Here is a 15,044-nt window from a genome sequence, read left to right on the forward strand (position 1 = left end):
CCCGGGCAATTAAAGCAGCAGTTTTTGGCCGCACCCTGTCAGGCGGTTGACCGCTTCGGCTATGATAAGCCCTTTGTTTTATCTGGCCTGCCCAAGGCCACGTACTCGTCTGTTCAAGGATAATATGAGCAAGCCCACTGTCGACCCTACCTCGAACGCCAAGGCCGGTCCTGCCGCCACGGTCAATTTCCTGCGCCCGATCATCCAGGCGGACCTGGATTCGGGCAAGCACACGCAGATCGTCACGCGCTTTCCGCCGGAGCCCAACGGCTACCTGCACATCGGTCACGCCAAGTCGATCTGTGTGAACTTCGGTCTGGCCCAGGAGTTCGGTGGCGTCACGCACCTGCGTTTCGACGATACCAACCCGGCCAAGGAAGACCAGGAATACATCGACGCCATCGAAAGCGACATCAAGTGGCTGGGCTTCGAATGGTCCGGTGAAGTGCGCTATGCGTCCAAGTATTTCGACCAGTTGTTCGACTGGGCCATCGTGCTGATCAAGGCCGGCAAGGCCTACGTCGACGACCTCACCCCTGAACAGGCCAAGGAATACCGTGGCACGCTGACCGAGCCGGGCAAGAACAGCCCGTTCCGCGACCGTTCGGTGGAAGAGAACCTGGACTGGTTCGCCCGCATGCGCGCCGGTGAGTTCGCAGACGGTGCCCGTGTACTGCGTGCCAAGATCGACATGGCCTCGCCGAACATGAACCTGCGCGACCCGATCATGTACCGCATCCGCCATGCCCATCACCACCAGACCGGTGACAAGTGGTGCATCTACCCGAACTACGACTTCACCCACGGCCAGTCGGACGCCATCGAAGGCATCACCCACTCCATCTGCACCCTGGAGTTCGAAAGCCACCGTCCGCTGTACGAATGGTTCCTGGAGCACCTGCCGGTTCCGGCACACCCGCGCCAGTACGAATTCAGCCGCCTGAACCTGAACTACACCATCACCAGCAAGCGCAAGCTCAAGCAATTGGTGGATGAACAGCACGTCAACGGCTGGGACGACCCGCGCATGTCGACGCTGTCGGGCTTCCGCCGTCGCGGCTACACGCCCAAGTCCATCCGCAACTTCTGCGAAATGGTCGGCACCAACCGTTCCGACGGCGTGGTCGACTTCGGCATGCTCGAATTCAGCATCCGTGACGACCTCGACCACAGCGCCCCGCGCGCCATGTGCGTGCTGCGCCCGCTGAAAGTCGTGATCACCAACTACCCGGAAGGCCAGGTCGAGAACCTCGAACTGCCACGCCACCCGAAAGAAGACATGGGCGTGCGCGCACTGCCGTTCGCCCGTGAAATCTACATCGACCGTGACGACTTCATGGAAGAGCCGCCAAAAGGCTACAAGCGCCTGGAACCTACCGGCGAAGTGCGCCTGCGCGGCAGCTACGTGATCCGCGCCGACGAAGCGATCAAGGACGCCGCGGGCAACATCGTCGAACTGCGCTGCTCGTATGATCCAGAAACCCTGGGCAAGAACCCTGAAGGCCGCAAGGTCAAGGGCGTGATCCACTGGGTGCCGGCCGCCGCCAGCGTCGAGTGTGAAGTGCGTCTGTACGACCGTCTGTTCCGTTCGCCGAACCCTGAGAAAGCCGAAGACAGCGCGAGCTTCCTCGACAACATCAATCCGAACTCCCTGCAAGTACTCACGGGTTGTCGTGCCGAGCCATCCCTTGGCAATGCACAGCCGGAAGACCGTTTCCAGTTCGAGCGCGAAGGCTACTTCTGCGCGGATATCAAGGACTCGAAACCTGGCCATCCGGTATTCAACCGTACCGTGACCTTGCGTGATTCGTGGGGCCAGTGATTTAAGGAACCGTCGTGCTAACGATCTACAACACGCTCAGCAAGAGCAAAGAAGTCTTCAAGCCGCTGGATGGCAACAAGGTACGCATGTACGTGTGCGGCATGACCGTGTACGACTACTGCCACATCGGCCACGGCCGCAGCATGGTCGCCTTTGACCTGGTGACCCGCTGGTTGCGTTTCAGCGGCTACGACTTGACCTATGTGCGCAACATCACCGACATCGACGACAAGATCATCAACCGCGCCAAGGAAAACGGCGAGCCGTTCGACGTCCTGACCGCGCGCATGATCGCCGCCATGCACGAGGACGAGGCGCGCCTCAACATCCTCAAGCCGGACATGGAACCGCGTGCCACGGACCATATCCCGGGCATGCACGCGATGATCCAGACCTTGATCGACAAGGGCTACGCCTACGCTCCAGGCAATGGCGACGTGTACTACCGCGTCGCCAAGTTCATGGGCTACGGCAAGCTGTCGCGCAAGAAAATCGAAGACCTGCGCATCGGCGCGCGCATCGAAGTCGACGAAGCCAAGCAAGACCCGCTCGACTTCGTGCTGTGGAAAGGCACCAAACCCGGCGAGCCAAGCTGGGAATCGCCTTGGGGCGCCGGGCGTCCGGGCTGGCACATCGAATGCTCGGTGATGTCCACCTGCTGCCTGGGGGAGACCTTCGACATTCATGGCGGCGGCAGCGACCTCGAGTTCCCGCACCACGAAAACGAAATCGCCCAAAGCGAAGCCGCCACCGGCAAGACCTACGCCAACGCCTGGATGCACTGCGGCATGATCCGCATCAATGGCGAGAAGATGTCCAAGTCCTTGAACAACTTCTTCACCATCCGCGACGTGCTGGAAAAGTACCACCCGGAGGTGGTCCGCTACCTGCTGGTGTCCAGCCACTACCGCAGCGCGATCAACTATTCGGAAGACAACCTCAAGGACGCCAAAGGCGCCCTGGAGCGTTTCTACCACGCGTTGAAAGGCCTGCCCTCTGTGGCGCCGGCCGGCGGCGAAGCGTTCGTGGCCCGGTTCACCGAAGTGATGAACGACGACTTCGGCACACCGGAAGCCTGCGCGGTGCTGTTCGAGATGGTGCGCGAGATCAACCGCCTGCGTGAGAGCGATCTCGACGCAGCGGCCGGTCTGGCTGCACGCCTGAAAGAACTGGCCAGCGTGCTGGGCGTGTTGCAGATGGAAGCCGACGACTTCCTGCAAGCCGGCGCCGAAGGGCGTGTGGATGCGGCTGAAGTGGACGCGCTGATCCAGGCGCGCTTGACGGCGCGGGCCAACAAGGACTGGGCGGAGTCCGACCGGATCCGTGACCAACTGACCGCGATGGGTGTGGTGTTGGAAGACGGCAAGGGTGGGACGACGTGGCGCTTGGCTGATCAGGCTTGATCAGTAAACGCTGAATGAAAAACGCCCCGACTGGTTCGGGGCGTTTTTCATTTTGGGTTCAGCGAAACATGCGCGAAGGGCCGGTCTTCGTAACGCTGTCGGAACACGGCTTCGAGCGGTAGCCAACCTGCGACGTTCTGGAAAAAGCCCATTTGCTTTGACGCCCGCCCAATCCTGGCTTTAGATGGTCGATCAGACCAAGCCCATGATGAAACTGACGGTGATTCAAATGGATTGTATTTTCTGCAGCATTGTCCGAAAAACCTCCCCGGCCCATATTCTGTGGGAAGACGAACAGCATATGGCCTTCCTGTCTATTTTCCCCAACACCCCCGGTTTCAGCGTGGTGATCCCCAAGCAGCACTACGGAAGCTACGCCTTCGCCCAGTCGGATGAAGTGCTGGCAGGTCTGGTGGTGGCGGCGAAGAAAACCGCGCAGCAGATCGACCGGGCGTTTCCCGATGTGGCGCGCACGGGGATGATTCTGGAAGGCTACGGGGTGGATCACCTGCATGCGAAGCTGTTTCCCATGCATGGGACGGGGCAGGACAGTGACTTCAAGCCCATCAGTTCCAGGGTCGACAAGTTCTTTGATCGCTACGAGGGGTACATCTCGTCCCACGATTTTGTGCGGGCGGATGATGCCGAGTTGGCGGAGTTGGCGGCACACATCCGATCCTTCGCCTAGCCTCGATCCAAATGTGGGAGGGGGCTTGCCCCCGATAGCGGTGTGTCAGCGACAGCTGCATTCACTGACACCCTGCTATCGGGGGCAAGCCCCCTCCCACATTTTTTTGACCGTGTCGCATCAGAACTCAGCGACGGCTGCTGACCTCGGCGGGCACATCGTCACCGGCCATGCGCTTGCGGAACAGCGCGGTGCGCGCCAGCAGCAGCGTCGTCACCGGCACGGTGATCGACAGCAAGATCGGGATCAACCACCCGTGCAACACCGGCCCGGACTTGAGCACCGAAAAATAGATGATCGACGCCAACGCCACGCTCCACGCGCCCAGCGTCGAGGCCAGTGCCGGCGGGTGCATGCGCTGGAAGAAATCCTTCATGCGCAGCAACCCGATTGCGCCAATCAGGGCAAACACGCTGCTCAGCACCAGCAACACGGCCACGCACACTTCAACCCATAACGGCATCATTCGATCACCTCGCCACGCAGCAGGAATTTGGCCAGGGCAAATGACCCGACAAAGCCAAACAGCGCAATCAACAGCGCCGCTTCGAAGTAGGTATCACTGGCATACCGAATGCCCAGCACCAGCATCATCAGCATCGCCAGGATGTACAGGTAGTCCAACGCCAGGACCCGGTCCTGGGCCGATGGGCCTTTGAACAGGCGGACCAGTGTCAGCGCCATGGCCAGCGAGAACAGGAACAGGCTGAACAGGATCGCATTGGAGAGCAGGGCGCTCATTCGAAGATCTCCATCAAGGGCCGTTCGTAGTCGTGTTTGAAGTGCTGGATAAACTGCGCTTCATCGTCCAGGTCGAAGACGTGCAGCAGCAGGATGCTGCGGTCCAGGGCGAGTTCCGACCAGACGGTGCCGGGGGTCACGCTGGTGATCATCGACAACACGGCCAGGCCGTTGGCGTCGCGCAGGTCCAGGGGGATTTTGATAAAGCGCGAACGCGGTGGCCGCGAGCCGCACACCAGCACGCCCCAGGCGACTTGCAGGTTGGAGATGATCACGTCACGCCCCACCCGGAAGAACAGGCGGATGATCACCCCAGGGCGGCGGATGCGGATCGGCAGCGGGCGCAGCGGCGCCATCAGCAGCGGCGCGAGCAAACCCAGTAGCGCGCCCAGTAACAGGTTGCCGGGGCTGATCGACAGGTTCAGCAGCAGCCACAACACCCACAACGCCAGCGATAACCACGGGGCCGGGAACAGGCGCTTCATGGCTGCACCTCCAGCGCTGCGGTCTTGGCTTCAGGGCTGGGCACCGGGCGCGTGGCCATGACCGCCATCACATACTGTTCCGGGTTGTTCAGGCTCTTGGCGGTGTCCAGGGTGTAGCGCATCAGCGGCTCGGCCTTGAAGGTCAGCAGGATGCTCAGGCCGAGCAGGAAGAAGATCGGCACGCACTCATAACGGCGCAGCAGCGGTGACGGGCGTTCTTCCGGGGTCCAGAAGCGCTGGATGCCCAGGCGGGCGAAGGCGATCAGCGAGGCCAGGCCGGACAGGATCAGCAACGTCACCAGGCCCCACGCGGCAGGGCGGACAGGCTCATCCAGCGCATGGCCCAAGCCCGGCGGATTGACCAGCGCGCTCAACAGGCTGAGCTTGCCGATAAACCCCGACAGCGGCGGCATGCCGATGATCAGCAGGGCGCAGGCGACAAAGCTCAAGCCGAGGAAGGCCATGGTCCAGGGAATCACCTGGCCGACCACGGCTTTCTGTTCGTCATCAAGGTTCACGCCGGGGCGCGGATGCAGGGATTCCATGGCTTTGGGCAGCGCATCGATCTCTTCATCCAGCGGCAGGTCGTTGGCCGAGCGCGAGCGTTCGATCAATTCGGCCAGCAGGAACAGCGCACTCAACGCCAGCGTGGAACTGACCAGATAGAACAATGCTCCGGCTGTCAGGCTCGGCTGGGCGAACCCCACCGACGAGAGCAGGATGCCGGCCGAGACCAGGATGCTCAAACTGGCCATGCGCTCCAGGCGCTGCGCCGCCAGCATCGCCAGCGCCGCGCAGATGATGGTCGCCATGCCGCCGTACACCAGCCAGTCGCCGCCGAACAGCGCCGACGCCCCGGCCTGGCCGGAGAACAGCAGGGTCCACAGGCGCAGCACGGTGTACACGCCGACCTTGGTCATGATCGCGAACATCGCTGCCACCGGCGCGCTGGCCGATGAGTACGCCGGCGCCAGCCAGAAGTTCAGCGGCCACATGCCGGCCTTGGCCAGGAATGCGGTGGCGAGGATCGCCGCACCCGCATGCAACAGGCCGCGATCGGCTTCTGGCACCAGCGGGATTTTCAGCGCCAGGTCCGCGAAGTTCAGTGTGCCGGTGACGCCATAGATCATCGCCGCGCCGATCAGGAACAGCGACGACGCCAGCAGGTTGATCGCGATGTAATGCAACCCCGACGACACCCGCGCCCGGCCGGAACCGTGCAGCATCAAGCCATAGGAGGCCGCCAGCAACACCTCGAAGAACACGAACAGGTTGAACAGGTCGGCGGTGAGAAAGGCGCCGTAGAGGCCCATCATCTGGATCTGGAACAACGCATGGAAACTGGTGCCCGCACGGTCCCAGCGCGCCATCGCGAACAGCAGCGCACTCACGCCGATGATCCCGGTGAGTACCAGCATCAGCGCCGACAGTTGGTCCACCACCAGCACGATGCCGAACGGCACTTGCCAGTTGCCGGGCAAGTACACGCCGATCGAACCGGGGCCGCCTTGTTGCGTCCAGTACAACAGCAAGATGGCGATAGCGAGGCCGAGCATGCTCGAGAACAGGTTGATACGCGCCTTGAGCGGGCGGTGCTTCTCGCCGAGCATCAGCATCAGCGCGGCGGTCAGCAACGGCAGCAGGATCGGCGCGACGATCAGTTGGTTGACCCAGGTCATTCCTTGGGCTCCCGGCCGTCCACATGGTCGGTGCCGGTCAGGCCCCGCGACGCCAGCAGTACCACGAGGAACAGCGCGGTCATGGCGAAGCTGATCACGATCGCCGTCAGCACCAGCGCCTGGGGCAGCGGGTCGGTGTAATGCAACAGGTCTTGCGGCACGCCGTCCTTGATGATCGGCTCCTTACCGATAAACAGGCTGCCCATGCTGAAAATGAACAGGTTGACCCCATACGACAACAGGCACAGGCCCATCACCACCTGGAACGTCCGTGGCCGCAGGATCAACCAGACGCCGGAGGCCGCCAGGACCCCAATGGCAATTGCGATGACTTCTTCCATCAGGCGGCTCCTTCCGGTGTGGCAACGGTTTTCGGCTGGTTGCTCGGTTTATGGGCCCGCACCGATTGGTGACCGAGGGCGGTGAGCATCAGCAGCGTCGATCCGACGACCATGGCGTACACGCCGACGTCGAAGAACAGGGCGCTGGCGATATGGATGTCGCCCAGCACCGGCAAGCTGAGATGCCAGGTGTGGGTGGTGAGGAACGGGTAGCCGGCGAACAATGCGCCGAGCCCGGTCAGGGTCGCCGAGAACAGACCAAAGCCCATCCAGCGCATCGGCCGCAGACTCATCTGCGCCTCGACCCACTGGGTGCCGGCGACCATGTATTGCAGGATAAACGCCACCGACATCACCAGGCCGGCGACAAAACCACCGCCCGGTTGGTTGTGGCCGCGCATGAACAGGTAGAACGACACCACCAGCGCAATCGGCAGCAGCAGGCGCACCAGCACCGCCGGCACCATCATGTAGCCCAGGGCGGTGTCGCTGGCCTGGCGCGGGTTGATCAGGTCGGTGGCTACGTCCGGCGCGAGTTGGCGCTGTTGCGCGGGCAGTTGCATGCTTTCCTTGGAAGGGCGGAAGCGTCGCAGCAGGGCATACACGGTCAGCGCCACGGCGCCGAGCACGGTGATTTCGCCGAGGGTGTCGAAGCCACGGAAGTCCACCAGCATCACGTTCACCACATTGCTGCCGCCGCCTTCGGGGAGGGCGCGGCTCAAGTAGAACGAGGAAATGTCGTTGGGCGTCTGGCGGGTCAGCATCGCGTAGGACAGCAGCGCCATGCCGCCACCGACCACGGTGGACAGCAGGAAGTCGCGCAAGCGGCGAATGCGTGCCTTGCGCAGCGTACTGGGCAGTGGCGACACTTCTTCGATCCGCCGTGGCAGCCAGCGCAGGCCCAGCAGGATCAGCACGGTGGTCACCACTTCCACGACCAGTTGCGTCAGCGCCAGGTCCGGCGCCGAGAACCACACGAAGGTGATGCAGGTCATCATGCCGCACACGCTGACCATGGTCAGGGCCGCCAGCCGGTGGTACTTGGCCTGCCAGGCGGCGCCGAGGGCGCAGGCAATCGCCAGCAGCCACAGGGTGACGAACACGATGGAGCCCGGGATCTTCGGCCGGTCGCCCCAACTGAGGCCGCTGTTGAGCAGCGGGATCAGCCCGCCGATCACGGCGACCAGCACCAGCAGGAACAACTGCGTCTGCAGGCGCTTGGTGCTGATGCGTTTCTCGATTTTGCGCGCGCCGCGCATCATCAGCACCAGGCAGCGCTCGAAGCCGCGCTTGCCGTTGAAGTAGCTGATCACCGGCGGGTACTTGAAGCGCCCGCGCTTGAGTTGCTTGCGCAGCAGCAGATAGAGCAGCACCCCGCCGCACATCGCCACCAGGCTCATGATCATCGGCGCGTTCCAGCCGTGCCAGATGGCCAGGCTGTATTGCGGCAACACGCCGCCGACGACCGGCAGCGCGGCGGCGGCGAGGATCGAGCCGACCACCTGGGCCGGGAAGATCCCCACCAGCAGGCAGGTGAACACCAGCAGCTCCACCGGCGCGCGCATCCAGCGGGGAGGCTCGTGCGGGGTGTGGGGCAGGTCCGTCGCAGGCGGGCCGAAGAACACATCCACGGTGAAACGCAGCGCGTAGGCCACGCTGAAGGTGCCGGCGATGGTCGCGATCACCGGCAGGGCGATTTCCACCCAGGCGGTCGACGAGATGAATACGGTTTCAGCGAAGAACATCTCTTTGGACAGAAAGCCATTGAGCAACGGCACGCCGGCCATGGACGCACTGGCCACCATCGCCAGGGTCGCGGTAAACGGGATCAGGCGCACCAGGCCGCTGAGCTTGCGGATATCGCGGGTGCCGCTTTCGTGGTCGATGATGCCGGCCGCCATGAACAGCGAGGCCTTGAAGGTGGCGTGGTTGAGGATGTGGAACACTGCGGCGACAGCGGCCAATGGGCTGTTGAGGCCGAGCAGCAGGGTGATCAGGCCGAGGTGGCTGATGGTGGAGTAGGCCAGCAGGCCCTTGAGATCGTTCTGGAACATGGCGCAGTAAGCGCCGAGCAGGAGGGTCAGGGCGCCGGCGCCGCCGACGAGCCAGAACCATTCTTCGCTGCCGGACAGCGACGGCCACAGGCGGGCCAGCAGGAACACGCCGGCCTTCACCATCGTCGCCGAATGCAGGTAGGCCGACACCGGTGTCGGTGCCGCCATGGCGTGGGGCAGCCAGAAGTGGAACGGGAACTGCGCGCTTTTGCTCAACGCGCCGATCAGCACCAGGGCCAGCATGACCGGGTACAGCGAGTGCGCGCGAATCTGATCGCCCGCCGCGAGGACCAGGTCCAGGTCATAGCTGCCGACGATATGCCCCAGCAGCATCACGCCGGCCAGCAGGCACAAACCGCCCGCGCCAGTGACCATCAACGCCATGTAGGCACCGCGTCGCGCATCGGCGCGGTGGTGCCAGTAACCGATCAGCAGGAACGAGAACAGGCTGGTCAGTTCCCAGAAGAACACGATCTGGATCAGGTTGCCGGAGATCACCAGGCCGAGCATGGCCCCCATGAATGCCAGGAAAAACGCAAAGAAGCGCGGCACCGGATCGTCCGGCGACATGTAGTAACGCGCATACAGCGACACCAGCGTGCCGATGCCGAGCACCAGCATCGAGAACAGCCAGGCGAAGCCGTCCATGCGCAAGACGAAATTCACGCCCAGGCTGGGCAACCACATGAATTCTTCGCGGATCACCCCGCCGTGGGCGATTTGAGGGTAGAGCAGGGCGACTTGAACAGTACCGATCAGGGCGATGAGGCCGGCCAGCAAGGATTCGGTGTTACGTGCGTTGTGCGGCAGCAAGGCCGCCAGACAGCTGCCGATAAAAGGCAGAAGCAGTAGAACTATCAGGGACATAGGCTTCTAATCTGCGGGAGTTTGGGATGCATCATACGTGCCGCTTTCTTGATCACCAAACGGCAACGTGTGGCAGGATCCTACAAGGTAGGCTGAAAACGCCCATTTGGCATTGTTTCAGCTAACCCCCCACCACGCGCACCAGCGCCTGATTGTGGACGCTGGGCGTGCCCGGGATGGCGATTTGACAGCCACCGCCCGGGCTCGGACCTTACCCCTGCTGTTCCTGTTCCCGCGCATTTTGCAATTCGATCGCCTTCTGCCCGCGCGTCTTCAACTCACTCACCACCACCGCCGCCACGATCAACGCCGCCCCGACCATGGCAATCGGCGGGAACCGCTCCCCGGCAATCCGCCCAACCACGCCGGCCCACACCGGTTCCCCGGCATAAATCAATGTGGCCCGCGTCGGCGAAACGCTTTGCTGCGCCCAGTTCATCGCCACCTGGATCACCGCGCTGGTCAGGCCCAGGCCCACCGCGCTGAACAACAGCAACCAGGAGAACCCCGGCAACGCCTCGCCCATCGGCACCACCATCAGGAACGACAACAACGACGCCGTGGCCAGTTGCACCACGGTCACCCGACGCACGTCCACTTGCCCGGCAAATGCGCTGATCAGGATGATCTCGGCGGCAATCGCCACCGCACCGATCAGCGTGGCGATCTCGCCGGGGCTGAAATTCAGCGAAGCACCGGCCGGGCCGGTCAACAGCATCAACCCGGCAAACGCCAGCATGATGCCAATGCTCGGCATCAACCCTGGCCGACGACCCAGCACCAGCCATTGCAACAACGGCACGAACGGGACATAGAGCGCGGTAATGAATGCCGACTGGCTACTCAGAATCGTCTGCAGGCCGATGGTCTGCAGCCCGTAACCAAACATGATCGCCACGCCGATAAATACGCCGGCTTTCAACTCGAACAGGGTCAGGTCGCGCAGGGTGCGCAAAGAGAAAAAACCGACCGCGATCGTCGCCGCAGCAAACCGCAGGCCCACGAAAAACATCGGTCCGCTGACAGTCATGGCGTGCTGCACCAGCAAAAAGGTGCCGCCCCAGATCATGGTGATGAACACCAGGATGCATTCGGCTTTGCTGAAGCGGTTGAAACGCGAGGGAGCATTCGGGGTGGTCATGGCGGCTCAGTCTTGCAAGGGAGGGGCGCGGACCGCACAATGCGCCGCACGCTGGGCAGTATACTGCGCACATCCACCCATTGAGCAATATAGTGCACAAAGAAAATCCGCAACGGGCCTCGGTCCTGCAGCATGTCAGCCAGAATGTTCGTCGCCTGCGTCATGCCGCCGACTTGAGCCAGACCGCGCTCTCGGAAAAGTCCGGGGTCAGCCGACGCATGCTGGTGGCCATCGAGGCTGGCGAGAAAAACGTCAGCCTGTCCACCCTCGACCGCGTCGCCGAAGCGCTGGATGTGGCTTTCAGCGACCTGATCCAGGCCCCGGATGCACCTGACCATAGCCGTATCAACGAACTGGCCTGGGCCGGTGACATCCCCGGCAGCAAAGCTGTATTGCTTGCCAAGGCCACGGCGCGGCGTGAAGTCGAGCTGTGGGAGATGCGCCTGGAGCCGGGCGATTGCTACAGCCCCGAGCCGGACCCGGATGGCTGGAGCGTGCAGTTGTTCGTGTTCGAAGGCCGCCTGACATTGGTGCTGGATGGTCAGGAAAAACCGGTCGGCGCCGGTGAGTTCTTCATGTTCGCCAGCCGCCAGGCCCACGCCTATCGCAATGACGGCGACGTGGCGGTGCGCTTTGTGCGCAATGTGGTGATCTGACTGTTGACCCGCCAACAGCGGATGGACACTTTGCTCGATCGCAGGCGGGTTCCCTTGCATTAAAATGACGGCAACCTACTGATCTTATTGAAGATTGGTTTCGGGCACGACTCCTGCAATCACTCCAGCATCCCCTTGGACTCTGGAGTCGGCCCATGTCAGCCCACCCTCAACACCCTGCTCATATCATCCGATCAGACGCCGAAGCCATCGCGGTCGCCACGCGCCTGGCCGAACGTTTCGCCGTCGAGGCCAGCGTGCGCGACCGCGAGCGGCGCCTGCCGGTCGCTGAACTCGACGAATTTTCCGCCAGCGGCCTGTGGGGCATCACCATCCCCAAGGCCTATGGCGGCGCCGAGGTGTCCTATGTGACGGTGGCAGAGGTGATCAAGTTGATCGCCGCCGCCGATCCGTCCCTGGCGCAGATCCCGCAGAACCACCTGGGGGTGGTGGATATCCTGCTGCAAACCGGCAGCGAGGAGCAAAAACTCCACTACTTCGGCAAGGTCCTGGCCGGCTACCGTTTCGGTAACGCTTTCTCCGAAGCCAAGAGCAAGAACGCCGGCACCTTCGACACGCAGATTCGCGTTCACGCCGATCATGCGCAGATCAATGGCGAGAAGTTCTACTGCACCGGCGCGCTGTTCGCCCATATCGTGCCGGCGGTGGGCACCAACGAACAGGGCAAGGCCTTGATTGCCTTCGTCGAGCGCGATGCGCCGGGCCTCACGGTCATCGACAGCTGGGACGGCTTCGGCCAGCGCACCACCGCCAGTGGCGGCGTGACCCTCGATGGCGTGACGGTGCCGCTGAGCGCGGTGATTCCCGCGCACCTGGCGTTCGACCAACCGACCGCTGACGGCCCGATCTCGCAGATCATCCAGGCCGCGATCGATACCGGCATCGCCGTGGGTGCCCTCGAGCAAGCGAAAGTCTTCGCGCGCCAGGCCCGCCCATGGATCGACAGCCAACAGGATCATGGCTGGCAGGACCCATTCACCATCGCCGCCATCGGTGATCTGGAATGGCGCGTACACGGCACCGAAGCGATTCTCGCCAAGGCCGGTAAAGCGGTCGACCAGGCCCTCGCCGAACCGAACGAAGACACCGTCGCCCATGCCTCGCTGATCGTCGCTCAGGCCAAAGTGCTGTCGGCCGAAACCGCGTTGCTCGCCAGCAGCAAGCTCTTCGAGCTGGGCGGCACCCGCTCGGTGACCGGCAAGCACAACCTCGACCGCTTCTGGCGCAACGCGCGCACCCACACTCTGCACGACCCGGTCCGCTGGAAATACCACCTGATCGGTAACTTCGTGCTCAACGGCGTCAAACCCGCACGCCATGCCTGGAACTGAGGAGCCTGCCCCATGAATGCACTGACCCAACCCACCGCGCTCGACCAGGCTCGCCAATTGCTGGAGAGCACCCGACGTGTGCTGCAAAAAAGTGATGACCCTTACGTAATCAGCCGCTTCGGCGACTGGCAGATCCGCGTGGAGGTGGCCGCCGCCTTGCTGGAATACGCCGAAACCCACCCAACGCCTGTCGCCGCCACCGAAGCGCAGATCGCCGCCGCCGAAGCCTTGCTGTTCGCCAGCGCCGCCGAATTCGAACTGACCGGCCAGCGCAGCGCGTTGCCGTCGCCCCTCGAAGAGCCGTTGCGCTGGAAGTACCAGCTTGTCGGCAACTACCACCTCAACGGTATCGCCCCCGGGAGGACTGCTTGATGTCCCGTGAAATCCGCTTGAATGCCTTCGACATGAATTGCGTCGGCCACCAATCCCCCGGCCTGTGGGCACACCCGCGTGATCGCTCGTGGCAGTACAAGGACCTGGAGTACTGGACCGACCTGGCGAAAATCCTCGAGCGCGGCAAGTTCGACGGCCTGTTTATCGCCGATGTGCTGGGCATCTACGACGTGTACAACGGCAATGGCGGCGCGGCGATCCGCCAGGCCACTCAAGTGCCGGTCAACGACCCGCTGTCGCTGATCGCGCCGATGGCGCTGGTCACTGAACACCTGGGTTTTGGCCTGACCGCGTCGTTGTCCTTCGAACACCCGTATCCGTTCGCTCGACGCCTTTCCACGCTCGACCACCTGACCAAAGGCCGTGTCGGCTGGAACATCGTCACCTCTTACCTGGAAAGCGGCGCCAAGAACCTCGGCCAGAACGCCCAGACCGAACACGATGCGCGCTACGACTACGCCGAGGAATACCTGGAGGTTTGCTACAAACTCTGGGAAGGCAGCTGGGAAGAGGGCGCCGTGCTGCGTGACCGCGAGCGGCGGATTTTCAGTGACCCGAGCAAGATCCACGAGATCCGCCACGTCGGCAAACACTTCCAGGTGCCCGGCATCCACCTGTGCGAGCCGTCGCCGCAACGCACGCCGTTGCTGTACCAGGCGGGCGCGTCCAGCCGTGGCAAGCAGTTCGCTGCCGAGCAGGCCGAGTGCGTGTTTGTCGCCGCACCGTCCAAGACGCTGCTGAAAAACACCGTCGCCGACATTCGTCGCCGCGCGGCCGAGGCCGGGCGTGATCCTCGCAAGATCCTGATCTTCAACCTGCAGACGGTGATCGTCGGCGAGACCGACGCGAAGGCCAAGGCCAAGTTCGACGAGTACAAATCCTACGTCAGCTACGAAGGCGCCATGGCGCTGATCTCCGGCTGGACCGGCATCGACTTCAGCCAGTTCAAGCCCGACGAACCGCTCAAGCATGTGCATACCAATGCGATTCAGTCGGCGGTGGAAGCCTTCTCCACGGCGGACCCGAGCAAGGTCTGGACGCCCAAGGAACTGGCCGACTGGGTCGGTATCGGCGGCTTTGGCCCGCTGTTTGTCGGCAGCCCGGAGACGGTCGCGGACTTGTTGCAGGAGTGGGTGGAAGACACCGATGTGGACGGCTTCAACCTGGCCTATGCGCTGACCCACGAAACCTTTATCGACGCGGTGGAACTGCTGGTGCCGGAGTTGCAGAAGCGTGGGGTGTACAAGAAGGAATACGCCCAGGGCACGTTGCGCGAGAAGTTGTTTGGTGAAGGTGCAAGGTTGCCCGAGTCCCACCCAGGCAGCGGTTATCGCGTATTGGCAAATGTGCAGAAAGATAGAGCTGCTGCGCGTGCCTGATTCAACCGAGCGAAAGGGCCCTCGGGTGTTGCGCATGACACGC

The 15,044-nt window shown here is 62.9% G+C and carries 15 protein-coding genes; 7 read left to right on the plus strand and 8 right to left on the minus strand.

Annotation, left to right across the window (positions count from 1 at the left end; all coding sequences use genetic code 11):
* Positions 1-124: 124 nt before the first annotated feature.
* Positions 125-1,822 (plus strand): glutamine--tRNA ligase/YqeY domain fusion protein, encoded by a 1,698-nt coding sequence (locus ACVWZP_RS01560; protein ID WP_017848095.1) that lies wholly within the window; start codon positions 125-127, stop codon positions 1,820-1,822.
* A gap of 14 nt (positions 1,823-1,836) precedes the next feature.
* The gene (gene cysS / locus ACVWZP_RS01565) at positions 1,837-3,225 is read left to right on the plus strand and encodes a cysteine--tRNA ligase (protein ID WP_017848094.1); all 1,389 of its coding nucleotides are present in this window, start codon (positions 1,837-1,839) and stop codon (positions 3,223-3,225) included.
* 58 nt (positions 3,226-3,283) lie between these two features.
* On the opposite strand, the gene ACVWZP_RS01570 is transcribed toward cysS, so the two are convergent.
* Positions 3,284-3,526: a hypothetical protein gene (locus tag ACVWZP_RS01570; RefSeq protein WP_457370409.1), complete on the minus strand. Its 243-nt coding sequence runs from the start codon at positions 3,524-3,526 to the stop codon at positions 3,284-3,286.
* Here ACVWZP_RS01570 and ACVWZP_RS01575 point away from each other — a divergent pair.
* Positions 3,455-3,913 (plus strand): HIT family protein, encoded by a 459-nt coding sequence (locus ACVWZP_RS01575; protein WP_026140168.1) that lies wholly within the window; start codon positions 3,455-3,457, stop codon positions 3,911-3,913. The two genes, ACVWZP_RS01570 and ACVWZP_RS01575, sit on opposite strands and share 72 nt — an antisense overlap.
* 127 nt (positions 3,914-4,040) lie before the next feature.
* Here ACVWZP_RS01575 and ACVWZP_RS01580 read toward each other — a convergent pair whose 3' ends face one another.
* The 7 genes from ACVWZP_RS01580 to ACVWZP_RS01610 form a co-directional block, all read right to left on the minus strand.
* The gene (locus tag ACVWZP_RS01580) at positions 4,041-4,379 is read right to left on the minus strand and encodes a Na+/H+ antiporter subunit G (protein ID WP_017848092.1); all 339 of its coding nucleotides are present in this window, start codon (positions 4,377-4,379) and stop codon (positions 4,041-4,043) included.
* Positions 4,376-4,654 carry a K+/H+ antiporter subunit F gene (locus ACVWZP_RS01585; protein WP_017848091.1) on the minus strand — a complete coding sequence of 93 codons (279 nt, stop codon included), beginning with the start codon at positions 4,652-4,654 and terminating at the stop codon, positions 4,376-4,378. Before ACVWZP_RS01585 ends, ACVWZP_RS01580 begins: the two co-directional genes overlap by 4 nt.
* On the minus strand, positions 4,651-5,139 hold the full coding sequence (locus ACVWZP_RS01590; protein WP_017848090.1) for a Na+/H+ antiporter subunit E: 489 nt from the start codon (positions 5,137-5,139) through the stop codon (positions 4,651-4,653). Before ACVWZP_RS01590 ends, ACVWZP_RS01585 begins: the two co-directional genes overlap by 4 nt.
* Positions 5,136-6,818 carry a monovalent cation/H+ antiporter subunit D gene (locus ACVWZP_RS01595; RefSeq protein WP_046382882.1) on the minus strand — a complete coding sequence of 561 codons (1,683 nt, stop codon included), beginning with the start codon at positions 6,816-6,818 and terminating at the stop codon, positions 5,136-5,138. The genes ACVWZP_RS01590 and ACVWZP_RS01595 overlap by 4 nt, the downstream gene beginning before the upstream one ends.
* Positions 6,815-7,159, minus strand: coding sequence for a Na+/H+ antiporter subunit C (locus ACVWZP_RS01600; protein ID WP_007986256.1), 345 nt, complete (start codon positions 7,157-7,159; stop codon positions 6,815-6,817). The genes ACVWZP_RS01595 and ACVWZP_RS01600 overlap by 4 nt, the downstream gene beginning before the upstream one ends.
* Positions 7,159-10,080: a monovalent cation/H+ antiporter subunit A gene (locus tag ACVWZP_RS01605; protein WP_017848088.1), complete on the minus strand. Its 2,922-nt coding sequence runs from the start codon at positions 10,078-10,080 to the stop codon at positions 7,159-7,161. Before ACVWZP_RS01605 ends, ACVWZP_RS01600 begins: the two co-directional genes overlap by 1 nt.
* Before the next feature lie 211 nt (positions 10,081-10,291).
* On the minus strand, positions 10,292-11,221 hold the full coding sequence (locus ACVWZP_RS01610) for a DMT family transporter (protein ID WP_017848087.1): 930 nt from the start codon (positions 11,219-11,221) through the stop codon (positions 10,292-10,294).
* Positions 11,222-11,313: 92 nt separating this feature from the next.
* On the opposite strand from ACVWZP_RS01610, the gene ACVWZP_RS01615 reads away from it, so the two are divergent.
* The 4 genes from ACVWZP_RS01615 (at position 11,314) to ACVWZP_RS01630 (ending at position 15,001) form a co-directional block, all read left to right on the plus strand.
* Positions 11,314-11,877 carry a helix-turn-helix domain-containing protein gene (locus ACVWZP_RS01615; RefSeq protein WP_017848086.1) on the plus strand — a complete coding sequence of 188 codons (564 nt, stop codon included), beginning with the start codon at positions 11,314-11,316 and terminating at the stop codon, positions 11,875-11,877.
* A 155-nt stretch (positions 11,878-12,032) separates the two neighbouring features.
* Positions 12,033-13,229, plus strand: a complete 1,197-nt coding sequence (locus ACVWZP_RS01620; protein WP_457369312.1) for an SfnB family sulfur acquisition oxidoreductase — start codon at positions 12,033-12,035, stop codon at positions 13,227-13,229.
* 12 nt (positions 13,230-13,241) lie between these two features.
* Positions 13,242-13,601, plus strand: coding sequence for an acyl-CoA dehydrogenase (locus ACVWZP_RS01625; protein WP_372812548.1), 360 nt, complete (start codon positions 13,242-13,244; stop codon positions 13,599-13,601).
* Positions 13,601-15,001, plus strand: a complete 1,401-nt coding sequence (locus ACVWZP_RS01630) for an LLM class flavin-dependent oxidoreductase (protein ID WP_457369313.1) — start codon at positions 13,601-13,603, stop codon at positions 14,999-15,001. Before ACVWZP_RS01625 ends, ACVWZP_RS01630 begins: the two co-directional genes overlap by 1 nt.
* The last annotated feature ends 43 nt before the right edge of the window (positions 15,002-15,044 follow it).

This window comes from Pseudomonas sp. TE36184 (assembly GCF_054060055.1).